The 23,061-nt window shown below is 38.7% G+C and carries 18 protein-coding genes; 16 read left to right on the plus strand and 2 right to left on the minus strand.

The annotated features are described in order from the left end of the window. Positions 1-29: 29 nt before the first annotated feature. The 9 genes from HMPREF2961_RS13185 (at position 30) to HMPREF2961_RS13225 (ending at position 10,278) form a co-directional block, all read left to right on the plus strand. Positions 30-1,412, plus strand: coding sequence for a tyrosine-type recombinase/integrase (locus tag HMPREF2961_RS13185; protein ID WP_070705016.1), 1,383 nt, complete (start codon positions 30-32; stop codon positions 1,410-1,412). An 89-nt stretch (positions 1,413-1,501) separates the two neighbouring features. Next, positions 1,502-2,668: a radical SAM family heme chaperone HemW gene (hemW, locus tag HMPREF2961_RS13190; RefSeq protein ID WP_002314829.1), complete on the plus strand. Its 1,167-nt coding sequence runs from the start codon at positions 1,502-1,504 to the stop codon at positions 2,666-2,668. Positions 2,669-2,900: 232 nt separating this feature from the next. Continuing rightward, on the plus strand, positions 2,901-3,944 hold the full coding sequence (gene hrcA / locus HMPREF2961_RS13195; protein WP_070705019.1) for a heat-inducible transcriptional repressor HrcA: 1,044 nt from the start codon (positions 2,901-2,903) through the stop codon (positions 3,942-3,944). Between the two features lie 93 nt (positions 3,945-4,037). Further along, positions 4,038-4,601 (plus strand): nucleotide exchange factor GrpE, encoded by a 564-nt coding sequence (grpE, locus tag HMPREF2961_RS13200; RefSeq protein WP_002292135.1) that lies wholly within the window; start codon positions 4,038-4,040, stop codon positions 4,599-4,601. 50 nt (positions 4,602-4,651) lie between these two features. Next, entirely contained in the window at positions 4,652-6,481 is a 1,830-nt protein-coding gene (dnaK, locus tag HMPREF2961_RS13205; protein WP_002292134.1) for a molecular chaperone DnaK, read from the plus strand. A 150-nt stretch (positions 6,482-6,631) separates the two neighbouring features. After that, the gene (dnaJ, locus tag HMPREF2961_RS13210) at positions 6,632-7,798 is read left to right on the plus strand and encodes a molecular chaperone DnaJ (RefSeq protein ID WP_002292130.1); all 1,167 of its coding nucleotides are present in this window, start codon (positions 6,632-6,634) and stop codon (positions 7,796-7,798) included. Between the two features lie 374 nt (positions 7,799-8,172). Then, positions 8,173-8,691, plus strand: coding sequence for a hypothetical protein (locus HMPREF2961_RS13215; RefSeq protein ID WP_070705022.1), 519 nt, complete (start codon positions 8,173-8,175; stop codon positions 8,689-8,691). A 19-nt stretch (positions 8,692-8,710) separates the two neighbouring features. Then, positions 8,711-9,337 carry an ATP-binding cassette domain-containing protein gene (locus HMPREF2961_RS13220; RefSeq protein WP_025477231.1) on the plus strand — a complete coding sequence of 209 codons (627 nt, stop codon included), beginning with the start codon at positions 8,711-8,713 and terminating at the stop codon, positions 9,335-9,337. Positions 9,338-9,339: 2 nt separating this feature from the next. Beyond that, positions 9,340-10,278, plus strand: coding sequence for a hypothetical protein (locus tag HMPREF2961_RS13225; RefSeq protein WP_070705025.1), 939 nt, complete (start codon positions 9,340-9,342; stop codon positions 10,276-10,278). A 126-nt stretch (positions 10,279-10,404) separates the two neighbouring features. Here the strand turns inward: HMPREF2961_RS13225 and HMPREF2961_RS13230 are convergent, their stop codons facing one another. Both HMPREF2961_RS13230 and HMPREF2961_RS13235 read right to left on the minus strand, forming a co-directional pair. Continuing rightward, positions 10,405-11,142 carry an amino acid ABC transporter ATP-binding protein gene (locus tag HMPREF2961_RS13230; protein ID WP_002292113.1) on the minus strand — a complete coding sequence of 246 codons (738 nt, stop codon included), beginning with the start codon at positions 11,140-11,142 and terminating at the stop codon, positions 10,405-10,407. A gap of 1 nt (position 11,143) precedes the next feature. Beyond that, positions 11,144-12,646 carry an amino acid ABC transporter substrate-binding protein/permease gene (locus HMPREF2961_RS13235; protein ID WP_002292110.1) on the minus strand — a complete coding sequence of 501 codons (1,503 nt, stop codon included), beginning with the start codon at positions 12,644-12,646 and terminating at the stop codon, positions 11,144-11,146. A gap of 258 nt (positions 12,647-12,904) precedes the next feature. Between HMPREF2961_RS13235 and uvrB the strand changes: the two genes are divergently transcribed. The 7 genes from uvrB to whiA all read left to right on the plus strand — a co-directional run bounded on the left by uvrB (position 12,905) and on the right by whiA (position 22,973). Next, on the plus strand, positions 12,905-14,899 hold the full coding sequence (gene uvrB / locus HMPREF2961_RS13240) for an excinuclease ABC subunit UvrB (RefSeq protein WP_002292109.1): 1,995 nt from the start codon (positions 12,905-12,907) through the stop codon (positions 14,897-14,899). A gap of 9 nt (positions 14,900-14,908) precedes the next feature. Then, complete coding sequence (gene uvrA / locus HMPREF2961_RS13245) at positions 14,909-17,725, plus strand: excinuclease ABC subunit UvrA (protein ID WP_002314835.1); 2,817 nt, start codon at positions 14,909-14,911, stop codon at positions 17,723-17,725. Between the two features lie 262 nt (positions 17,726-17,987). Continuing rightward, on the plus strand, positions 17,988-19,253 hold the full coding sequence (locus HMPREF2961_RS13250; protein ID WP_002320122.1) for a D-aspartate ligase: 1,266 nt from the start codon (positions 17,988-17,990) through the stop codon (positions 19,251-19,253). Positions 19,254-19,256: 3 nt separating this feature from the next. After that, a complete protein-coding gene (locus HMPREF2961_RS13255; protein ID WP_002314836.1) occupies positions 19,257-19,988 on the plus strand; it encodes an aspartate racemase in 732 nt (243 codons plus the stop codon). A gap of 136 nt (positions 19,989-20,124) precedes the next feature. After that, on the plus strand, positions 20,125-21,009 hold the full coding sequence (gene rapZ / locus HMPREF2961_RS13260; protein ID WP_002292102.1) for an RNase adapter RapZ: 885 nt from the start codon (positions 20,125-20,127) through the stop codon (positions 21,007-21,009). Then, positions 21,006-22,004, plus strand: a complete 999-nt coding sequence (gene yvcK, locus HMPREF2961_RS13265; RefSeq protein WP_002316327.1) for a gluconeogenesis factor YvcK family protein — start codon at positions 21,006-21,008, stop codon at positions 22,002-22,004. Before rapZ ends, yvcK begins: the two co-directional genes overlap by 4 nt. A gap of 33 nt (positions 22,005-22,037) precedes the next feature. Then, the gene (whiA, locus tag HMPREF2961_RS13270; RefSeq protein WP_002289698.1) at positions 22,038-22,973 is read left to right on the plus strand and encodes a DNA-binding protein WhiA; all 936 of its coding nucleotides are present in this window, start codon (positions 22,038-22,040) and stop codon (positions 22,971-22,973) included. Positions 22,974-23,061 lie beyond the last annotated feature (88 nt).

A 23,061-nucleotide genomic window follows, 5' to 3' on the forward strand; every position in this document is an offset into this window, starting at 1 on the left:
GCTCCTTATTTTTACGAAAGGAGGAGGAGTTGCTGCGGTCGTCAGAATGGAAACAGTATTTGCGAAGTTCGTATACAACAATCGATAAAAAGAATTATTTGCGTACGTTCCAGGCTTATTATGATCCGGTCAAAGGAAAGACGAGAAAGAAAAGTGTCAATTGGAAAGCAAAAGGTTTCAAGAGTGAAAAACAAGCACTACGCTATCTGAAAGAACAGATTGAAAAAGAGTTCAACAAATATACAATGTTTTCTGATGTAAATCAATGTGAGACGTTTGGTGAATTGACGGCTCTTTGGCTGAAGGCGTGGTCGCCAACGGTTCGTCAAACAACTGTACATTATCAGAAAGAAATTCTTCACCGATACCTCCAACCGCATTTCGTAGATAATCTGCGACTGAAACAGCTGACTCCTTTATTTGTTGAAGGGGCTTGTGCGGATATTCTGATGGTTCGCTCGAAACAAACCAAAACCCTTTTAGAAAAAGCAACGTTAGAAAAGATCCGTTCTTTACTCAAACAAATCCTTTCCTATGGTTATCGTCATGATTTAATCATATTCGATTTGAATAAGATTGTATTAAAAATTCCCAATGATCGAAAAATTCGAGCGATTCAGCGTAGGAAAAAGAAATTTCTAGAAAAAAAGGAAGTACGCATTTTATTAGCAGCGATCCATGAAAAATATGAAACTAATAAAGAAATCAACAAAATGGGGAAGCTTTATCTTGATTTAGTTGAATTTATGATTCGAAATGGTCTGCGTATTGGAGAAGTAAGTGCTTTGACGATTGAGAAAGTCGATTTTTCTGCGAAAAAGCTTTTAATTAACGAAGGAGTAGTGGCGGCAGGACGATCCGTAAAAGAGTATGTACGCAGTCCACCAAAAACAATTGCTTCCATTAGAGAAATTGCTTTAGATACACGCTCTGTCGAAATTATTCAAAATAGGATCAGGATCAATCAAGCACGCCAAGTAGAAATGAAACAACGAGAAGAAGGCAATTTTTATCAAACATACAAACGAACAGAAAAAGCATCTTATAATAGAAGGATAGCTACTTCGAAAAAATTCATTTTTTCTGAAACGATCTTCCAAACGCAAAATGGTACGCCAGTTGTTTACCATTCGCTAAATGAATTTCTGAATGGTCGTGGCAACAATAAAAAAACCGTTCGTAGTGTGCAAGATATCCTGAAAGAAAAATACCCGGAATTCCAAAAGAAGGTCAGCACACATACATTCCGCTACACCCATATCTCTTTATTAGCAGAAGCTGGATTACCTATAAAAGCCATCATGGATCGTGTTGGTCACTCAGACATGAAAACAACCCTAGAGGTATATAACCAGGTAACCAGTTCAATGAAAGAAAAAATCATCCAAGAAGTCGATTCTTGGATTTTTTAGTGGATTTGTTTGCCAAATACGTTTAGTATGCGTATATAAGAGTGGTCGAAAATCGGTACGACTTTTCGACGTAAGGAGAAAGAAGTTCAATGATAGAAACAATAAATCCCGCAGAAAACAAGGTTTCTGCGTACATTCATATCCCATTTTGCGAGCATATCTGCTATTACTGTGACTTTAATAAAGTTTTTTTAGAAGGGCAACCGGTAGATGAGTATGTGGAAATGCTGCTGAATGAAATGAGATTAATGCTGGAAAGTCATCCGACAGCGAATTTGGAAACACTTTATGTAGGGGGCGGAACACCAACCTCTTTATCTGCTAAACAGCTTGATCGATTGTTATCAGGAGCTAGAGAGATCTTGCCTTTTCAGGATGGTAAAGAGTTTACTGTAGAAGCGAATCCTGGCGATTTAACCCGTGAAAAGCTTCAAGTGATGAAAAACTATGGCGTCAATCGTTTATCCATGGGAGTTCAGACATTTGACAATCGCTTATTGAAAAAAATTGGACGTAAACACACCGCAGAAGATGTGTATCAAACGATGCAATTTTTAGAAGCAGAAAATTTTACCAATGTAAGCATCGATTTGATTTATGCATTACCGGGACAAACACTAGAAGGGTATCGGGATACTTTGGAAAAAGCTTTGGCTTTGGATCTGCCTCACTATTCTTTGTACTCATTGATCCTAGAAAACAAAACAATGTTCATGAACTGGGTACGACAAGGAAGACTCGAACTGCCTGATCAGGAAACGGAAACTAAAATGTTTGAAGAGACCATTGAAGCAATGGAAAAACATGGACGTCACCAATATGAAATAAGTAACTTTGGGCTTTCCGGACACGAGTCGCAGCATAACTTGATGTATTGGAACAATGACCATTATTTTGGGTTTGGAGCAGGAGCTAGCGGTTATCTTGGAAATATTCGTTACCGCAACAAAGGACCAATCCAACACTATTTACGTCCATTACGAGTCAATGAACGCCCGGTATTGGAAGAAGAAAAATTGACACGAAAAAATCAAATAGAAGAAGAAATGTTCTTGGGTCTAAGAAAAAAAACTGGGATTGCTAAAAAACACTTCTATGATCGCTATCAACAAACGATTGAATCGGTATACGGAGATGTGTTGATGAAGTTAGAGGAAGAAGGGTTACTTGTTAATGAAGAAGACCGTATTTATTTGACACCTAGAGGAACTTTTTTGGGAAACAATGTGTTTGAGCGTTTTTTGTTTGAAAAATAGTTTAAAGAATATTTGTTTTTTATCGGAATTTAAATAAAAAAGTTCAAAAATACAATAAAGAACTATTGAAACGTTGATATAACTGGATTTATAGCGATTGCTCAGAGTTAGCACTCTGAACGATAGAGTGCTAAAAAATGAAGTCTTTCTCTTGACAGGAGAAGGGCTTCTTGCTATATTTATAAGTGGATTAGCACTTAGAATCTATGAGTGCTAATGAGAGGTGAGGAAGATGTTAACAAAGCGACAAAACGACATTTTACGTCTGATCATCCAACACTATACGAGTAGTGGCGTGCCCGTTGGTTCCAAAACATTGATGTCTGAGGGAGTCAAGGCCAGTTCAGCAACGATTCGCAATGATATGAAGGCATTAGAAGATGAAGGGTTGCTGTTGAAGACTCACTCTTCTTCTGGGCGGATTCCATCTGCTTTAGGCTATCGTTATTATGTGGATCATTTGTTAAAACCTGCTAGCGTAGCAGAAGATGATCTGCTGCTGATACGTCAGTCTTTAGGTAGAGAATTTCACGAGATCAATGAGATCATTAAGCAATCTGCTGAGATCTTATCTGAGCTGACAAGTTATACGACTTTTTCGTTGGGACCTGAAATAAAAGACCGCCGATTAACAGGCTTTCGTATCGTACCCTTGAATAATCGACAGATCATTGCGATTGTCGTGACAGATATGGGAAATGTAGAAAGCCAAGTGTTCACTCTTCCCGAATACATGGGAAGTCAGGAACTAGAAAAAATGGTGCAAATTGTAAACGACCGTCTAGTCGGGGATCCTCTGATGACGGTGTACCATAAACTACGTACAGAGATTCCGATGATTCTTCATAAATATTTCCAGACGACAGAAGGGATGTCCCAGTTGTTTGACACCGTTCTTGGTCATGTATTTGAAGAAAAAGTTTATGTCAGTGGACAAATGAATCTCTTGGATTATGAGCCCCGTCAAGATCTTGATCAGTTTAAATCGATGTTTTCTTTTATGAAAGACTCCGATGGACTTACACAAATGATCACTCCGATGGATAGTAATATTCATATCAAGATCGGTGCTGAATTAGGTAATGATTTATTGCAGAATATGAGCATGATTCAAGCAAGTTACGAGATAGATGGTCATGGAAGAGGTACAATAGCCTTGTTGGGGCCGACTAGTATGCCTTATTCTCGGATGTTTGGTCTAGTGGATGTTTATCGAAGAGAACTAGCAGCTAAGCTTGCTGATTACTATCGATCACTTGACTTGTCAAACTCGTAATGTGAATAACGAAGCTATTTGCAGCTGATCGTTCTCTCTTTCTTAATAAGAGCAATCAAACAGCTGACTGAATAATGAAAGGAAGACTGTATCGTGAAAGAAAATCAAGAAGAACTAGATAAAGAAATGACAGATGCTCAACCAGAACCGGAAATCGATGTCGAAGCTGCAGAAGATTCAGGCATTTCAGAAGTTGAAGCGGAAGAATTCGAATCAGCAAAATTAAAAGCTGAATTAGAAGAAATGGAAGATAAATATTTGCGAGCTCGTGCGGAAATCGCAAATATGGCAAATCGAGGAAAAAATGAACGTGAGCAATTACAAAAATACCGTTCACAAGATTTAGCCAAAAAATTGCTTCCATCAATTGACAATCTGGAACGTGCATTAGCCACAGAAGTGTCAGATGATCAAGGAGCAAGCTTGAAAAAAGGCGTGGAAATGGTCTTGGAAAGTTTACGTAACGCACTGGAAGAAGAAGGAATCGAGAAAATCCCTGCTAAAGGAGAATCCTTTGATCCTAATCTTCATCAAGCAGTACAAACTGTTCCAGCGACTGAAGATACACCAGCCGATACGATTGTAGAAGTACTACAAGAAGGCTATAAATTACATGATCGCGTGTTAAGACCAACTATGGTCATTGTTGCACAATAATTGTGCGGATATAAAACTTACACTTTCAATTAAAGAAGGAGACGTTAATTATGAGTAAAATTATCGGTATTGACTTAGGTACGACTAACTCTGCAGTAGCAGTACTAGAAGGAAACGAAGCAAAAATCATCGCTAACCCAGAAGGAAACCGTACAACACCTTCTGTTGTATCATTCAAAAATGGAGAAATCCAAGTAGGGGAAGTGGCAAAACGTCAAGCTGTGACAAACCCAAATACGATTTCATCAATCAAACGCCATATCGGTGAAGCTGGTTACAAAGTAGATGTAGAAGGCAAATCATACACACCTCAAGAAATCTCAGCAATGATTCTTCAATATATCAAAGGATTTGCAGAAGATTACTTAGGTGAAAAAGTCGAAAAAGCAGTTATTACTGTACCAGCTTACTTTAACGATGCACAACGTCAAGCAACAAAAGATGCTGGTAAAATCGCTGGTTTAGAAGTAGAACGTATCGTCAATGAACCAACTGCAGCTGCTCTTGCTTATGGTTTGGATAAAACAGATCGTGACGAAAAAATCTTAGTATTCGACCTTGGTGGTGGTACTTTTGACGTATCAATCCTTGAATTAGGAGACGGTGTCTTTGATGTATTGTCAACAGCTGGTGACAACCATCTAGGTGGGGATGACTTTGATAACAAAATCATCGACTACATGGTAGCAGAATTCAAAAAAGAAAACAGCATTGACTTGTCTCAAGATAAAATGGCGTTACAACGCTTGAAAGATGCCGCTGAAAAAGCGAAAAAAGATTTATCTGGCGTATCAAGCACACAAATCAGCTTACCATTTATCACAGCTGGTGAATCTGGACCATTGCACTTGGAAATGACATTGACACGTGCAAAATTTGATGAATTAACAGCTGACTTAGTAGAACGTACGAAAGTACCAGTACGTCAAGCACTAAAAGATGCAGGTCTATCACAATCAGAAATCGACGAAGTTATTTTGGTCGGTGGATCTACTCGTATCCCTGCAGTTGTAGAAGCAGTACGTAAAGAAACAGGAAAAGAACCAAACAAATCAGTTAACCCTGATGAAGTAGTTGCGATGGGTGCCGCTATCCAAGGTGGCGTAATCACTGGTGATGTAAAAGATGTTGTTTTACTTGATGTTACGCCATTGTCATTAGGTATCGAAACAATGGGTGGTGTATTCACTAAATTGATTGACCGCAATACAACGATCCCAACAAGTAAATCACAAGTGTTCTCAACTGCGGCAGATAATCAACCAGCAGTAGACATCCATGTATTACAAGGTGAACGCCCAATGGCTGCTGACAACAAAACACTAGGAAGATTCCAATTGACAGATATTCCAGCAGCTCCTCGTGGTATCCCACAAATCGAAGTAACATTCGATATTGATAAAAACGGGATTGTAAATGTATCTGCGAAAGATCTAGGTACACAAAAAGAACAAAAAATCACGATTAAATCTTCTTCAGGTCTAACAGACGAAGAAATCGAACGTATGGTAAAAGATGCAGAAGCAAACGCTGAAGCAGATAAAGCTCGTAAAGAGGAAGTTGACCTACGTAATGATGTAGACGCATTGCTATTCTCTGTGGACAAAACATTGAAAGAATTAGAAGGCAAAGTGGACGAAGAAGAAGTGAAAAAAGCAGAAACAGCTCGCGATGAATTGAAAGCCGCTGTTGAAGCAAACAACATCGAAGAAATGAAAACTAAACGCGATGCATTGAACGAAATCGTTCAAAACTTGACTGTTAAACTATACGAACAAGCGGCACAACAACAAGCTCAAGAAAACCCAGAAGCAGCTCAAGGCGGAGCAGATGATGTCGTTGATGCTGATTTTGAAGAAGTCGATGGCGACGATAAATAATCAGTTCACTGAATTTCGAGAGAAGGCCAAAGTTGCTACTTTGGCTTTTTCTTTTGAAAAATAGTTTGAAGTATCGGTTTTTGTTTCAAACAAAATATGATATGATAACAAGCGACGTGAAAATGATGAGAACCAATAGGAGGAAAGCCTATGGCAACAAAACGTGATTATTATGAAGTCTTAGGGCTCTCAAAAGGAGCATCAGAAGATGAAATAAAGAAAGCTTATCGTAAGCTTTCAAAAAAATACCATCCTGATATCAATAAAGAACCTGATGCGGAAGAAAAATTCAAAGAAGTATCAGAAGCTTATGAAATTTTAAGTGATCCGCAAAAACGCGCTGCATATGACCAATACGGGCATGCAGGTACAGATCCAAATTACGGTGCTGGTGGAGCTGGTGGCGGATTTGGTGGATTCGGCGGCTTCTCTGGCGGCGGCTTCGGTGGTTTTGAAGATATCTTCGACTCGTTCTTTGGAGGGGGAGGTCGTTCAGTCGATCCCAATGCGCCTCGTCAAGGTGCTGATTTGCAATATACGATCGACTTATCTTTTGAAGAAGCAATTTTTGGCGTAGAGAAAGAAATCAAGTACAATCGGGAAGAGATCTGTCATACTTGTGGCGGAAATGGGGCAAAACCAGGTACGCAACCAACTACTTGTCATAAATGCCATGGTGCAGGTACGATCAATGTAGAACGCCAAACACCTCTTGGACGAGTGATGAGCCGTCAAACTTGTGATGTTTGTCATGGTACAGGAAAAGAAATCAAAGAACCTTGTCCAACCTGTCATGGCTCAGGTCATGAGAAGAAAGCTCACTCAGTCAAAGTGAATGTACCAGCTGGGGTAGAAGAAGGACAACAAATGCGTTTAGCTGGTCAAGGAGAAGCCGGAGAAAACGGCGGACCATTTGGTGATTTGTATGTGGTCTTCCGTGTAGAAGAAAGTGATATCTTTGACCGTGAAGGCTCTGAAATTTACTATGAATTGCCTTTAAGTTTTGTACAAGCAGCTTTGGGCGATGAAGTCCAAGTACCAACTGTCCATGGAGATGTGAAACTGAAAATTCCTGCTGGTACACAGACAGGTACGAACTTCCGTTTACGTGGAAAAGGCGCTCCGAAGTTACGTGGTGGTGCAACAGGCGACCAACATGTCAAAGTAAAACTGATCACGCCGAAAAATCTAAATGAACAACAAAGAGAAGCGTTACGTGCATTCGCTGAAGCTGGCGGCATCAAAGTAGAAGAACAACAAGAAGATGGTTTCTTCGATAAATTCAAAGATGCTTTTGGCGGGAAAAAGCGGAAGTAGCTTTTCTAGTAAAAAACACAAGTGTCAAAAAGACTTACCAAAATTTTCTATTTCTAGAAAAAATTGGTAAGTCTTTTATTTTTTTATGTATTAACACTTAGTAATCCTAGTTTTCAATAGCGTTTATTAGGGGGGGAAAGGAATATAGGAAATGAAACAAGGGGATGGCTATTACTTTCTATATTGATAAAAAGTTGTTAATGAGCCATTACTATACTTTGGTAAAATATGAATAAATAAAAAAGTCGATTGATTGAATAAATTTGTTTGAATTTCAAATATGTATAAAAATATATTTGTTTGAAAAATATTGTGAAAGGAGAATCTATTAGAAATTTTAATTTAAAAAAGTAAAAAATATGGAGGGAATCATTATGGAAGTTGCAAAAAGAGTATTGATAATTCTATTAACGACTAAAGCATTGTTATTGTTTTCTAGCTCGGTGCACGCGACGACAACGTTAAATAATATTGAAGTAGACGAAACTGTTCAAGAAGTGTTTACTAACTCCCAAATCAAACCTGAACAGCTTATTGATAATTTCACAAATAACAAAGTAATGGAACAAACTGATGTACTTCGCTCAGGTAGACGTGCATCATTCTATCGTGGGACTTTTATGATGTGGTCGCGTGATAATATAAATTTTAATATAAGTGGAGGAAGGGTGACAAGTAGTTCTGGATTTCAAGAAGCAGGTTGGATTTTTCCTAACATTGTTAGAACACGAGGTATTGTTCGTACGAGTACAGCAGCAACAACACATCTTTGGCGAGGAACAAAAACAATTGGAGCAGGAAGTGTTACTCCATGGGGGGATATAGTTATATATAACCATGATTATACTGATTATTATGGAGTACATGGTAATGGTGGTTCTACATGGTACTAATCTATTCAGGAGTTTGTCTATGAAACTTATTGATTTTTCTAAACGATTTGGGCAAAAAATCTTATTTGATCATCTGTCATTCACATTTGATCAAAATAAAATCTATTATCTTTATGGGGATAATGGCATTGGCAAAACCACTTTATTTCGCTGCATTGTCGGTATTGATAGCTACTCTGGAACGATTGAAAAAACAGGTAGTTGTTTTTGTGTTTTTGACTCCACCCCGTTTTACTTGAATCTAACTGGATTAGATAATCTGATTTTACTGACAAGAAATCGGCAAATAAAAGAACTAATCTCTAAACAAAAAATCGATTTTTTACCCCTTTCATTTTTATCGTATGTGAAAGTTAAGAACTATTCTCTGGGAGAAAAAAAGATACTTTCGCTGCTATTGCTATTGTTGCTTGCGCCCCGAGTTGTTTTATTAGATGAAGTGTTGAATGGATTAGATCAAAAGAATCGAAAAGTGCTACTTTATTGCTTAGTTCAGCTGAAAAAAGAAGCTACAGTCATCTTAAGTGGTCATGAAGAATATTACTTGGAAATGGCTGATGAGTTATTAAATGTAAAAAACGGAAAAATAGAACCTATCACGTCCGAGGATCTACGCAGCTTTTTTATTTCAACAAAAAGGAGGTAAAAATGCTTTTTGAATTTTATTATCAAAGACGTTCGAAAATATTTTACCTTTTTCTTTCAGTAATATTGTTGCTTTCTACTTTAATGTTCGTTTCTCAAATAATGCTCATTCAAAGTCACCTTCGTCATTTCCAATATTATGTAGAGGAAGCCTTGGCAAGGGGTGAAACGATCCAAGAAATACTTGAACAACCTTTTTCTATCAGTATGAACGAAAATACTGAAATAGTTGACAATCCGTTGAAATATCATTACGTTGCTTATCATTCCAGTTTTGCAGCTTTAAATGTCCAAAACGGGATCAATCAATTATTGTCTTCTTCGTTTTTTGTTCTCTTTCCTTTTTTTTCGGGGGTATACGGGATAGTAATAGCAAATGCAGATATCAAATACCATACAATGAAAATCAGGCGCTGTTTGGATTCTCAATGGCAAATCAATCGTCATAAGATAGGAGCAGGGTTTCTTAGTTTAACTATTTTTATACTTGCTTCTCTCAGTTTATTTTTGATGTTGCAGTCTTTTTCAAGATTTTTTGTTCAGGCTGACAAATCGACACAAATCGATGAAGCGTTAATTAGGCAAATATCTTATCTTGAGAAAGCGCCGCTTCAATTGAGTGTCCTATTGGGGTTCGCATTTCTTTCCTTTTTAGTTTGTTATTATTTTACAACAGTCGTAAAGAATTCTTTCCTCAGCCTATGTCTCTTAGGAAGCTATTTTCTTTTTTTGCCACCACTAGGAAAATATGATCTCAAGAATATTTTGTTATATCTATATCCTAAAATTTTTAATACAAATGCTTCAACTTTTAGGATCAATTCGGGGACGAGGGTTGAGTTTGGTATGTTCCATGTGTGCATTCTGTGTGGAATGATTGTTCTATATGTATACTTGATGGAATTCGTGCAACAAAAATATAGTGTTATCACGGAAAAATAAAAAGGCTGAAACATAAGTCAAGTAAATAGGTCTCCAAGAGATAGGTGTATTTCTTTGTAACTTCATACATCAATCTTTTGGAGATACCTGTTTTCAGTGACTTTGTCTCAGTCTATAGAAGTAAATTTAAATATTTAATACTTTGTTCAAGAAATCTTTTGTCCGTTCATTTTGCGGATTTTCAAAAATCTGTTGAGGCGTTCCATCTTCTAAAAAGTTTCCGTCGTCAATGAACATGACGCGATTGGCTACTTCTTTAGCGAACCCCATTTCGTGCGTAACGATAACCATCGTCATACCTTGTTCTGCCAATTTTTTCATGACGTTCAAGACATCACCGACCATTTCAGGGTCGAGTGCAGAAGTAGGCTCATCAAAAAGCATGATGTCAGGATTCATCGCTAGAGCACGAGCGATAGCTACACGTTGTTTTTGTCCACCGGAAAGCATTTCAGGATACATATCTTTTTTATCTTCTAGACCAACTGTCTGTAGCAATTTGATTGCTTTTTTCTCTGCTTCTTCTCTGGATTCTTTCTTCAGATCCATCGGTGCTAAAATGATGTTTTCCAAAATAGAAAGATGAGGGAATAGGTTAAAGTGCTGGAATACCATTCCGATATGTTGTCTCACCAAGTTGATATCTGTGCTTTTATCCATCAAGTGGGCGCCGTCAATAATGATTTCACCGTCAGAAGGTTCTTCTAAACGATTCAAGCAACGCAAGAATGTACTTTTTCCTGAACCTGAAGGGCCGATGATACAGACGACATCTCCTTCGTTGATGGATACGTTGATGTCGTTTAATACTGTGTTATCGCCGTATTTTTTGACTAGATGCTCAACTAAGATTTTTTCTGCCATCTTACTTCACCTTCTTTTCTAAAACTTTCGCTAATTTTGTCAATGCTGTGATCAAGATCAAGTACATGATCGCGATGATCAAATAAACATACGTACTTTGTGTCGTACGTGCAACGATGATCTTACCAGTTTGTAGCAATTCGACTACACCGATTGCGGAAATGATCGTTGTATCTTTCAATGAGATAACGAACTGATTCACGAATGATGGAATCATGATGCGTATCGCTTGTGGTAAAATGATTTTTTGCATCGTCCGATTATAAGAAAGACCCAGACTTCTAGAAGCTTCCATTTGTCCGACAGGAACGGCATTGATTCCGCCTCGAACAATCTCTGCGATATAAGCACTTGCGTTAAGAGTCAAGGTGATAACACCAGCGATGAAGTCGGGGATCGTAAATCCAACGATACCAGGCAATCCAAAGAAAATAAAGAATGCAAGAACCATCATCGGAATCCCACGGATGATATCGACATAAATGCTAGCAACCGTGCGAAGCGCGCGTATTGGTGCTACACTGAATAATCCAAAAATCACACCGATCACTATAGCTAAAGCAAAGGAGATCAAAGTCAAGAGAATCGTTCGCCAAAGTCCTTTTAACAATGCTTGATAGTTGTTTTGGATAAGTCCAAGAAATGTCGATTCATCAGCTGCGGAAGAATCACTAGAAGATTCTGAACCATCTGCTACATATTCTTTGATGATCTTATCGTACTCGCCTGTTCTTTTTAATTCTTTCAATCCTTCATTGAACATATTAAGAAGTTCAGGGTTTTGCCCTTTTTTGACGGCAAATGCATACTTTCCGCCAGATTCTTTTTCAATCGGTGTTTCCAATTCTTGTCCTTGTTTGATCGCATAACCAATTACTGGATAATCATCCATCATGGCATCAATTGCGCCAACTTTCAACCCGTCATACAATTGATCTGCAGCATCAAAATATTTGATAGAATAGCCGTATTCAGATTCATGATCGCTTAAAAATTCTGCACTTTCGGTCCCAACTTTTGCTCCGACTGTTTTTCCTTTCAAATCTTCATAAGACTTGATCGAAGTATCGCCTTTTTTGACAGCTAATTGAATTCCGCTGTCAAAGTAAGAATCAGAAAAATCGTAGCTTTTCTTTCTTTCGTCCGTTACCGTCATTCCGGCAATCATCCCGTCTGCTTGTCCTGATTCTAAAGCTTGCAAAGCGGCGGAGAATCCACGATAGTCCATTCGGATGTTGAATCCTTGCAGTTTGGCGATGCTTTCCATCAATTTTACATCGATACCCTCGTACTCACCGTTTGCGTTTTGAAATTCAAATGGAGCAAAAGCAGAGTCGCTGGCAATTACGTATACGTCTTTTTTGGGCTCTATTTTTTGCATTGTCTCGCTTGTGCTTGACTCTGCTGTTGTAGTGTTGTCAGCTTGTGCAACATGACCAAACGCAAGTGTCACAAGTCCTGTCATTAAGAAAACAAATGAGTGAAATAAATGCTTTCTTTTCATAATCAACCTCCTAAATTTCCAATATTTTATTATTATAGGCGAAAAGTGCTGAATCAGACAAGACTGTAGGCTCGAAAAAATGAAAAAAATACGAGTTTCTAACATTCTATGTTATAAAACGTAACATAGATAATGAGAGAAAAAAGTGGCGAAAGTATGTTCGGTGTGGTATAATTTTTTAGTAAGGAATGCCTTTGCTTTCCTTTTCTTTTTATTGGTCGTAAAATGAAAAGGAATGAATGAAAAGGAGGACAAAGAATGATTGAAAGAGATACCTCCCGACGCTTTGAGCTTGTCTCGAAATACCAACCGGCTGGTGATCAGCCTGAAGCGATTAACCAATTAGTGGATGGCGTAGTCGGCGGGAAAAAAGCACAAATTTTATTAGGTGCGACTGGAACAGGGAAAACATATACGATTTCCAATCTTATTGAGAAAGTGAATAAACCAACACTGATTATTGCCCATAACAAAACATTGGCTGGTCAGCTGTACGGGGAATTCAAGGAATTTTTCCCTAACAATGCTGTTGAATATTTTGTTTCTTATTATGATTATTATCAGCCTGAAGCTTATGTGCCTTCAAGCGATACGTATATCGAAAAAGATTCAAGTGTAAATGATGAGATCGATAAATTACGACATTCGGCTACTAGTTCATTATTAGAAAGAAATGATGTGATCGTCATTGCATCCGTTTCATGTATTTTTGGATTAGGTTCGCCTTTTGAGTATCAAAAACAAGTCGTTTCGATTCGACAAGGAGCAGAATTAGATCGCAACCAGTTGATTCGTGACTTAGTCAGTATCCAGTTCGAAAGAAATGATATAGATTTTCAGCGCGGTCGTTTTCGAGTGCGTGGTGATGTCGTGGAGATTTTCCCGGCTTCAAGAGATGAACGTGCCTTACGAGTGGAGTTTTTTGGAGATGAAGTCGAACGTATCCGAGAAGTCAATGCGCTGACAGGTGAAGTTTTAGGAGAAACGGAACATGTAGCAATCTTTCCGGCAACTCACTTTGTGACGAATGACGAACATATGGAGCATGCCGTAGCGAATATCAAAGCAGAATTAGAGCAGCGTTTAGCTGTTTTACGAAATGAAAACAAACTTCTAGAAGCTCAACGTTTAGAACAGCGAACCAATTACGATATTGAAATGATGTTAGAAATGGGCTACACTTCAGGAATCGAAAATTATTCCCGGCATATGGACGGACGTAAAGAAGGCGAACCGCCTTATACGCTATTGGATTTCTTTCCTGAAGATTTTTTGATCGTGGCTGACGAATCGCACGTGACCATGCCTCAAATCAGAGGAATGTATAATGGCGACCGAGCGAGAAAACAGATGCTAGTAGATTACGGTTTCCGTTTGCCATCTGCTTTAGATAATCGGCCGCTTCGTCTAGAAGAATTTGAAAAACATGTCAATCAGATCATTTATGTCTCTGCGACACCAGGACCATATGAATATGAACAAACAGATACCGTTATCCAACAAATCATCCGTCCGACAGGGCTGCTTGATCCAGTAATCGAAGTCCGCCCAATCATGGGACAAATCGATGATCTAGTAGGCGAAATAAATGAACGGGTCGAAAAAGATCAACGGGTGTTTGTAACGACATTGACGAAAAAAATGGCAGAAGACCTCACAGATTATTTCAAAGAATTAGGAATCAAAGTCAAATATCTGCATAGCGACATCAAAACGTTGGAACGAACAGAGATCATTCGAGATCTACGATTAGGCGAATTTGATGTGTTAGTCGGAATCAATTTGCTTCGTGAGGGATTAGATGTACCTGAAGTTTCCCTTGTTGCTATCTTGGATGCAGATAAAGAAGGCTTTTTACGTAGCGAACGTTCCTTAGTCCAAACGATTGGGCGAGCTGCTCGTAATGAAGAAGGTAAAGTAATCATGTACGCAGACAAGGTGACGGATTCTATGCGTTTAGCGATGGATGAAACGTCAAGACGTCGTACAATTCAGCAGAAGTACAATGAAGAACATGGGATCGTTCCAAAAACGATCATTAAAGAAATCCGAGATTTGATTTCTATTACGAAAGAATCGGAAGATGATACAAAAGAAGCGGTACAAGTCTCGTACGAAGAAATGACGAAGGAAGAAAAAGACACATTATTGATGAAATTAGAAAAAGAAATGAAAGATGCGGCAAAAGCTTTGGATTTTGAAACAGCCGCTAATGTACGAGATATGATTTTAGAATTAAAAGCTTCGAAGTAGGAGGACAACATGGCTAACGATAAAATTACGATTCATGGTGCACGTGCCCATAACTTGAAAAATATAGATGTCACGATTCCACGAGACAAATTCGTGGTCGTTACAGGTTTGTCCGGTTCTGGAAAAAGTTCCTTAGCATTTGATACACTGTATGCCGAAGGACAGCGGAGATACGTAGAAAGTCTTTCTGCGTATGCCCGCCAGTTTTTAGGTCAAATGGATAAACCAGATGTAGACAGCATCGACGGATTGAGTCCGGCGATTTCTATTGATCAGAAAACAACAAGTAAAAACCCTCGTTCGACAGTAGGTACTGTGACGGAAATCAATGACTATTTACGCTTGTTGTTTGCTCGTGTAGGACATCCGATTTGTCCCAACGATCATATCGAGATTACCAGTCAATCAGTAGATCAAATGGCAGATCAAGTAATGGATTTGCCTGAGCGCACAAAGATCCAAGTATTGGCACCGATCGTGGTAAAGAAAAAAGGACAACATAAAAAAATATTCGAAAGAATCCAAAAAGAGGGATACGTCCGCGTTCGAGTCGATGGTGAAATCTATGATTTAAGTGAAGTGCCTGAGCTGGAGAAAAATAAAAAACATGATATCGCGATCGTCATCGACCGGATCATTGTGAAAGAAGGGATTCGTTCTCGTCTATTTGATTCTTTAGAGGCAGCCTTGCGACTGGCAGATGGCTATGCTTTGGTTGATGTGATTGGCGAAGAAGAAATGTTGTTTAGTGAACACTATGCTTGTCCTTATTGCGGATTTACTGTTGGTGAACTAGAACCAAGACTGTTCTCCTTCAATGCGCCTTTTGGAGCTTGTCCAGACTGTGACGGTTTAGGCGTCAAATTAGAAGTCGATCAAGATTTAGTCATTCCAGATAGAACGAAGACGCTTAGTCAAGGTGCAATCGTTCCATGGAACCCAATCAGCTCTCAATATTATCCTCAAATGTTAGCGCAGGCTTGCGAAAGTTTCGGTATCGATTTGGATACACCATTCGAAGAATTACCGGAAGAACATCAGGAGATCATCTTAAATGGGACAGATGAACTTTTCCATTTCCATTATGAAAATGATTTTGGTGGCGTTCGCGATGTAGAAACAACTTTCGAAGGAGTATTGAAAAATATCGAACGTCGTTATCATGATACGAACAGTGATTTCACGCGTGAGCAAATGCGTCTTTATATGACCGAATTGACTTGTCAGACGTGTAAAGGTTATCGTTTGAATCCTCAAGCATTATCTGTTCAAATCAATGGAACGAATATTGGGCAAACAAATGAATTGTCTATCCAAAAAGCAGTAGACTTCTTCTCAAACCTTACATTATCTGAACAAGAAAAAGTGATTGCCAAACCGATTTTAAAAGAAGTAAATGACAGACTTTCATTCTTAGAAAATGTCGGATTAGACTATCTAACCTTGAGTCGTGCTTCTGGAACGTTATCTGGAGGAGAAGCACAGCGAATCAGATTGGCTACGCAAATTGGATCGAATCTTTCTGGAGTTCTGTATATTTTAGATGAACCATCGATCGGATTGCATCAACGCGATAATGATCGACTGATTGGCTCATTGAAGAAAATGCGTGATCTTGGCAATACACTCGTTGTGGTCGAACATGATGAAGATACGATGTGGGCAGCAGATTATCTGATTGACGTCGGACCTGGAGCAGGGGAACAAGGCGGACAAATCGTTGCTGCAGGTACTCCTGAAGAAGTAGCTAATGATGAAAATTCTTTGACAGGGAAATATCTTTCAGGGAAAAAATCGATCCCGGTGCCAAAAGAACGCCGTAAAGGTAATGGGAAAGCAATCAAGATTACTGGTGCTTCAGAAAACAATCTGAAAAATATCAGTGTCGAATTTCCTTTAGGAGAATTTGTAGCAGTAACAGGTGTGTCAGGTTCTGGAAAGAGTACATTGGTCAATAGTATCTTAAAGAAATCATTAGCGCAGAAATTAAATAAGAATTCTGCCAAGCCAGGTAAATTCAAGACAATTTCCGGCTACGAAAGTATCGAAAAGATCATCGACATCGATCAAAGCCCAATCGGACGGACGCCGAGAAGTAATCCAGCGACTTATACGAGTGTCTTTGATGATATCCGTGGGTTATTTGCTCAAACAAACGAGGCAAAAATGCGGGGATATAAGAAAGGTCGTTTTAGTTTCAACGTAAAAGGCGGTCGTTGTGAAGCGTGTCGTGGGGATGGGATTATTAAGATCGAAATGCACTTTTTGCCTGATGTCTATGTTCCTTGTGAAGTATGTCATGGCAAACGATATAACTCTGAAACATTAGAAGTACATTACAAAGGAAAAAGCATTGCAGATGTTTTGGAAATGACGGTAGAAGATGCTGTAGAATTCTTCAAGCATATTCCAAAGATCCATCGCAAACTGCAAACGATCGTTGATGTTGGCTTAGGGTATGTGACGATGGGACAACCAGCAACGACATTGTCCGGCGGCGAGGCGCAACGGATGAAACTTGCCAGTGAATTACACAAAATCTCTAATGGAAAGAATTTCTATATTTTAGATGAACCAACGACTGGTCTTCATAGCGACGATATCGCCCGTTTGCTGCAAGTGTTACAAAGATTAGTAGACGCTGGTAACACAGTTTTAGTGATCGAACACAATCTAGATGTAATCAAAACAGCCGATCATATCATTGATTTAGGACCAGAAGGCGGAGAAGGCGGAGGAACGATCCTTGCGACTGGAACTCCAGAAGAAATCATTGATGTAAAAGAAAGCTATACAGGTCACTATTTGAAAAAAATAATGGTATAAAGAAGAAAGATTGCTGAGATAGTTAAAAAAACATAAAAAAATGAATTTTTGCTTGTTTTCTTAATACCAGTGTTCTAGAATCATTACATGGTAGTTCTTTCTACACTGATTGGTATAGATAAAAACTTCCTATAAGTTCAATCCGTTCAAAAAAGAATTGAGCAATCGGAGGAGTTTCCTTTGATTGCTTTTTTCTTTATGGTATGATATTCCTTGTGTAGTTAGAAAAGAAAAACAAGAGATTATGAGTAAGTGAGAGATAATGATGAACAGTATTGAAAATGAAGAATTTATCCCTATATTATTAGGAAGCGACATGAACGTTTATGGTATGGCACGTTCTTTTAATGAAGCATACGGCAAAGTCTGCCAAGCATATGCTTCTGATCAATTAGCCCCTACCCGCTACAGTAAAATCGTCAATGTAGAAGTCATTCCAGGATTTGATAAAGACCCTGTATTTATCGAGACGATGCTTCGTTTGGCAAAAGAAAGATATTCTGATAAGAGTAAAAAATATCTTTTGATCGCTTGTGGTGATGGGTATGCAGAATTGATCTCTCAACATAAGCAAGAGCTGTCAGAATATTTTATCTGTCCGTATATTGATTATTCTTTATTTGAAAGACTGATCAATAAAGTAAGCTTTTATGAAGTTTGTGAAGAATATGATCTTCCGTATCCTAAAACATTGATTGTCAGAGAAGAAATGTTAGTAAATGGACGCTTAGAACAGGAATTGCCTTTTGAATTCCCGGTTGCTTTGAAACCCGCAAACAGTGTGGAGTACCTTTCTGTTCAATTTGAAGGAAGAAAAAAAGCGTTTATTCTAGAAACGAGAGAAGAGTTTGATTTGATCTTAGGTCGGATCTATGAAGCCGGTTATACTAGTGAAATGATCGTACAAGATTTTATCCCGGGTGATGATAGTAATATGCGTGTGCTAAATGCGTATGTAGATGAAGATCATCAAGTTCGGATGATGTGTCTTGGTCATCCACTGTTAGAAGATCCTACACCAGCATCGATTGGAAATTACGTTGTGATCATGCCAGATTATAACGAAAAAATCTATCAAACCATTAAAGCATTTTTGGAAAAAATCGAATATACCGGCTTTGCCAATTTCGATATGAAGTATGATCCTAGAGATGGAGAATATAAATTATTTGAAATCAATTTGAGACAAGGACGTAGCAGTTTCTTTGTGACATTGAACGGCTTGAATCTGGCTCGTTTCGTCACAGAAGATCGAGTGTTCAACAAACCCTTTGTTGAAACGACCTATGGAACGAATCAATCAGATAAAGCAAGATTATGGATGGGTGTGCCCAAAAAAATCTTTTTAGAATATGCTCGGGAAAATGAAGACAAAAAACTAGCTGAGCAAATGATCAAAGAAAATCGTTACGGCACTACTGTATTTTATGAAAAAGATCGGTCAATCAAGCGCTGGATGTTGATGAAATATATGTTCCATAACTATATTCCAAGATTCAAAAAGTATTTTCATGTGAAAGAAGGCTAGTTCATGGAGAATTTTTTCAGTATTTTAGGCGGAATGGGCACGATGGCGACAGAAAGTTTTGTTCGCTTGATCAACCACCGAACGAAAGCTACAAAAGATCAAGAATATTTGAATTATGTCTTATTCAATCATGCAACAGTTCCTGATCGTACAGCTTATATTTTAGATCGATCAGAAGAAAATCCAATGCCGTTTCTGCTGGACGATATTGAGAAACAAAATTTATTGCGACCAAACTTCATTGTGTTGACTTGTAACACAGCACATTACTTTTTTGAAGAATTACAAGCGGCAACGGATATTCCTATCCTGCATATGCCAAGAGAAGCAGCAAATGAACTTGTCCGTCAGCATACGACAGGGAGAGTAGCGATTCTAGGAACAGAAGGAAGTATGAAAGCTGGAATCTATGAACGCGAAGTCAAAAATCTTGGATTCGAAACAGTGATTCCTGATACTGCGCTTCAAGAAAAAATCAATTATTTGATCTATCATGAAATCAAAGAGTCAGATCACTTGAATCAAGAACTCTACTATGAGATTTTGGAGGAAGCGGTAGAGCGATTAAACTGTGAAAAAGTTATCCTAGGTTGCACGGAATTATCTTTGATGCATGAATTTGCCGAAGATAACCATTACCCAGTGATCGATGCTCAATCTATTTTAGCGGATCGGACGATCGAACGTGCATTAGCTGAAAGAAATGAAGCATTAGATACAGTATCTGAAAAGTAGAAAAATCTTGGATTTGGGGCAAATATCCTAAAAGATATTTGGTCCAAATCTTTTTGTAAAAGAGAAAGAAAGCTGGTAATGATACGCCCGGAATGATATAATTTTATTATGTACAATGTGAGAGGGGTTCGTAAATATGACAGATAATTTGCAATTAGTCATCATAACAGGTATGAGCGGTGCAGGAAAAACAGTAGCTATCCAAAGTTTTGAGGATATGGGCTATTTTTGTATCGATAATATGCCACCTCGATTGATTCCAAAATTCTGGGAATTGATCAAAGAATCAGGTAAAGTCACAAAAATGGCTTTAGGAGTAGATTTACGTTCTCGTTCCTTCTTTGAAGAAATTCAAAACATGCTGATTGAAATCGAAAATACGAACTTCATCGACACTTCTATCTTGTTTTTAGATGCTTCGGACGAAGAACTAGTTGCTCGTTACAAAGAAACAAGACGAGCGCATCCGATGGCAATGGACGGTTTGATCACTGAAGGAATCCGTAAAGAGCGGGCAATATTAGACGACTTGAAAGCACAAGCTTCCGTGATCATTGACACCACGACATTGACACCACGACAATTACGCGAAAAAATCAACGAGTCTTTCAAGTCAAAGGGAGACCAAGGATTTCGAATTGAATTTGTATCATTTGGCTTTAAATATGGGTTGCCGATTGACTCTGATATCGTGATGGATGTACGTTTTTTGCCAAATCCTCATTATATTCCAGAACTAAGACCACTAACCGGTAAAGACCAGCCAGTCTATGATTATGTAATGTCCTTTGATGAAACACAATCTTTCTACCATAAATTCTTGGATCTTCTGGAAACTGTATTGCCTGGATATATCAAAGAAGGAAAAAGCAGCTTGACGGTTGCAATCGGCTGTACAGGCGGCCAACACCGTTCTGTGGCGTTGACTGAACGTTTGGCAAATGCTTTAGGAAAAACATATAAAGTCAATGTGACACATCGGGACAAGGATAAAAGGAAAGAGACGGTGAACCGGTCGTGAAAATGAAAACCTACCGGATAAGGAAACCAAAGATTGTAGTGGTTGGCGGTGGCACGGGTCTGCCGGTTATTCTAAAAAGTTTACGAAATCAGGGAGCAGATATCACGGCAGTAGTGACTGTTGCGGATGATGGTGGAAGCAGCGGCGCAATCAGAGAATCGATCGCTATGGCTCCTCCTGGTGACTTGAGAAATGTCTTAGTAGCGTTATCGGATATGCCGCAATTCTATGAAGATATTTTCCAATATCGTTTTAAAAAAGAAGATCAGTTCTTAGCGAATCATACGATCGGTAACCTGATCATTGCTGCAGTTTCCGAAATGCGAGGAAGCACATACGAGGCGATTCAATTATTAGCGAAAATGATGCATGTAGATGGACACGTCTACCCTTCTTCAGAAACGCCTTTGACCTTGCATGCGGTCTTTAAAGACGGAACGACTGCAGTAGGAGAATCTAAAATTGCGATTGATCGCAAAACGATCGATCATGTCTATGTTTGCAACACGAATGATAAAAGTGAAGCTAAAGCGGCACGAAAAGTCGTTTCAGCAATTATGGATGCCGACATGGTCGTTTTAGGTCCCGGCAGTTTATTCACTAGCATCCTTCCCAATTTAGTGATACCAGAAATTGGCGAAGCTATGATTAATACAACTGCTGAAACCGTGTATATCTGTAATATCATGACCCAAAAAGGGGAAACTGAACACTTCACCGATGCCGATCATATACGTGTCTTACACAAGCATTTGAAGCAGCCCTTTATCGACACGGTACTAGTTAATACGGAAAAAGTACCAGAAGATTATATGGACCCGGAAATCTATGATGAGTACTTAGTACAAGTTGCACATGATTTCCATGGATTGAGAAATGAAGGCTGTCGAGTGATTTCTACCGATTTCTTAGAATTGAAAGACGGTGGTGTCTTCCATGATGGAGACAAAGTGGTAGAAGAATTGTTCCGATTAGTTTTCGGTTCAAAATATTAAGCAATTTATTGTTGGAGAAAGGAGGAGAATAGGATGTCATTTGCTGCAGATGTGAAGAAAGAACTAACTGGTTTGGAAGTTCATCGAGAACATGCGAAAGCAGAATTAGCTGCTTTGTTGCGAATGAACGGCTCTTTAGGTATTGTGAACCAGCAGTTTATTTTGAACGTCCAAACAGAAAATGCTGCAATTGCCAGACGTATCTATTCTCTTTTGAAAGATCATTATCAGGTACGAAGTGAGCTACTCGTTCGTAAAAAAATGAAATTAAAAAAGAACAATGTCTATATCGTCCGCTTGAAGCAAGGCACAAAAGATGTGTTGATGGATCTTGATATTATGGATGGTATGATGTTCAATGGACACGTTTCGGACGAGATCATGGGGAATTCGCAAAAAATGCGTTCGTATTTACGTGGGGCTTTTATGGCCTCGGGTTCAGTCAATAATCCAGAAACAAGCCGTTATCATTTAGAGATATTTTCCATTTATGAACAGCATAACCAAGACATTTGCGATATGTTGAATTATTACGGACTGCATGCTCGAACGCTTGAACGACGCAATGGCTATATTTCCTATTTAAAAGGTGCAGAAAAGATTGCTGATTTCTTGACACTGATTGGTGCAACCAATTCGATGCTACGATTTGAAGACGTACGGATTGTACGGGATATGAGAAATTCGGTCAATCGCCTAGTTAATTGTGAGACAGCAAATTTGAATAAGACGATCGATGCGGCTTCTAAACAAATTGAAAACATCGAATTGATCGAAGCAAAGGTCGGTCTGCATGCCCTTCCTGAAAAACTTCAGGAAATTGCTGAACTCCGGCTTCAGCATCCAGAAGTCAGTTTGAAAGAGTTAGGGGAAATGATTCCCTCAGGTGCGATATCCAAATCGGGAATCAATCACCGCATACGCAAAATCAATGAATTTGCGGAAAAACTACGTGAAGAAGCAGTGTAATCCAATGTAAAAACTGATACATGAAGCAGAGATGCGGATGTATCAGTTTTTTTATTTGACAAAATATTACTTGCTTTTCTTTTCTTCT

Source organism: Enterococcus sp. HMSC076E04 (assembly GCF_001814285.1).
Taxonomy (GTDB): domain Bacteria; phylum Bacillota; class Bacilli; order Lactobacillales; family Enterococcaceae; genus Enterococcus_B; species Enterococcus_B lactis.

Bases quoted from the DNA above. Each gene is read 5' to 3' on its own strand.
- hemW (WP_002314829.1), top strand. From the start codon at position 1,502: ATGATAGAAACAATAAATCCCGCAGAAAACAAGGTTTCTGCGTACATT.
- hrcA (WP_070705019.1), top strand. From the start codon at position 2,901: ATGTTAACAAAGCGACAAAACGACATTTTACGTCTGATCATCCAACAC.
- dnaK (WP_002292134.1), top strand. From the start codon at position 4,652: ATGAGTAAAATTATCGGTATTGACTTAGGTACGACTAACTCTGCAGTA.
- dnaJ (WP_002292130.1), top strand. From the start codon at position 6,632: ATGGCAACAAAACGTGATTATTATGAAGTCTTAGGGCTCTCAAAAGGA.
- HMPREF2961_RS13215 (WP_070705022.1), top strand. From the start codon at position 8,173: ATGGAAGTTGCAAAAAGAGTATTGATAATTCTATTAACGACTAAAGCA.
- HMPREF2961_RS13220 (WP_025477231.1), top strand. From the start codon at position 8,711: ATGAAACTTATTGATTTTTCTAAACGATTTGGGCAAAAAATCTTATTT.
- HMPREF2961_RS13225 (WP_070705025.1), top strand. From the start codon at position 9,340: ATGCTTTTTGAATTTTATTATCAAAGACGTTCGAAAATATTTTACCTT.
- HMPREF2961_RS13230 (WP_002292113.1), bottom strand. From the start codon at position 11,142: ATGGCAGAAAAAATCTTAGTTGAGCATCTAGTCAAAAAATACGGCGAT.
- HMPREF2961_RS13235 (WP_002292110.1), bottom strand. From the start codon at position 12,646: ATGAAAAGAAAGCATTTATTTCACTCATTTGTTTTCTTAATGACAGGA.
- uvrB (WP_002292109.1), top strand. From the start codon at position 12,905: ATGATTGAAAGAGATACCTCCCGACGCTTTGAGCTTGTCTCGAAATAC.
- uvrA (WP_002314835.1), top strand. From the start codon at position 14,909: ATGGCTAACGATAAAATTACGATTCATGGTGCACGTGCCCATAACTTG.
- HMPREF2961_RS13250 (WP_002320122.1), top strand. From the start codon at position 17,988: ATGATGAACAGTATTGAAAATGAAGAATTTATCCCTATATTATTAGGA.
- HMPREF2961_RS13255 (WP_002314836.1), top strand. From the start codon at position 19,257: ATGGAGAATTTTTTCAGTATTTTAGGCGGAATGGGCACGATGGCGACA.
- rapZ (WP_002292102.1), top strand. From the start codon at position 20,125: ATGACAGATAATTTGCAATTAGTCATCATAACAGGTATGAGCGGTGCA.
- whiA (WP_002289698.1), top strand. From the start codon at position 22,038: ATGTCATTTGCTGCAGATGTGAAGAAAGAACTAACTGGTTTGGAAGTT.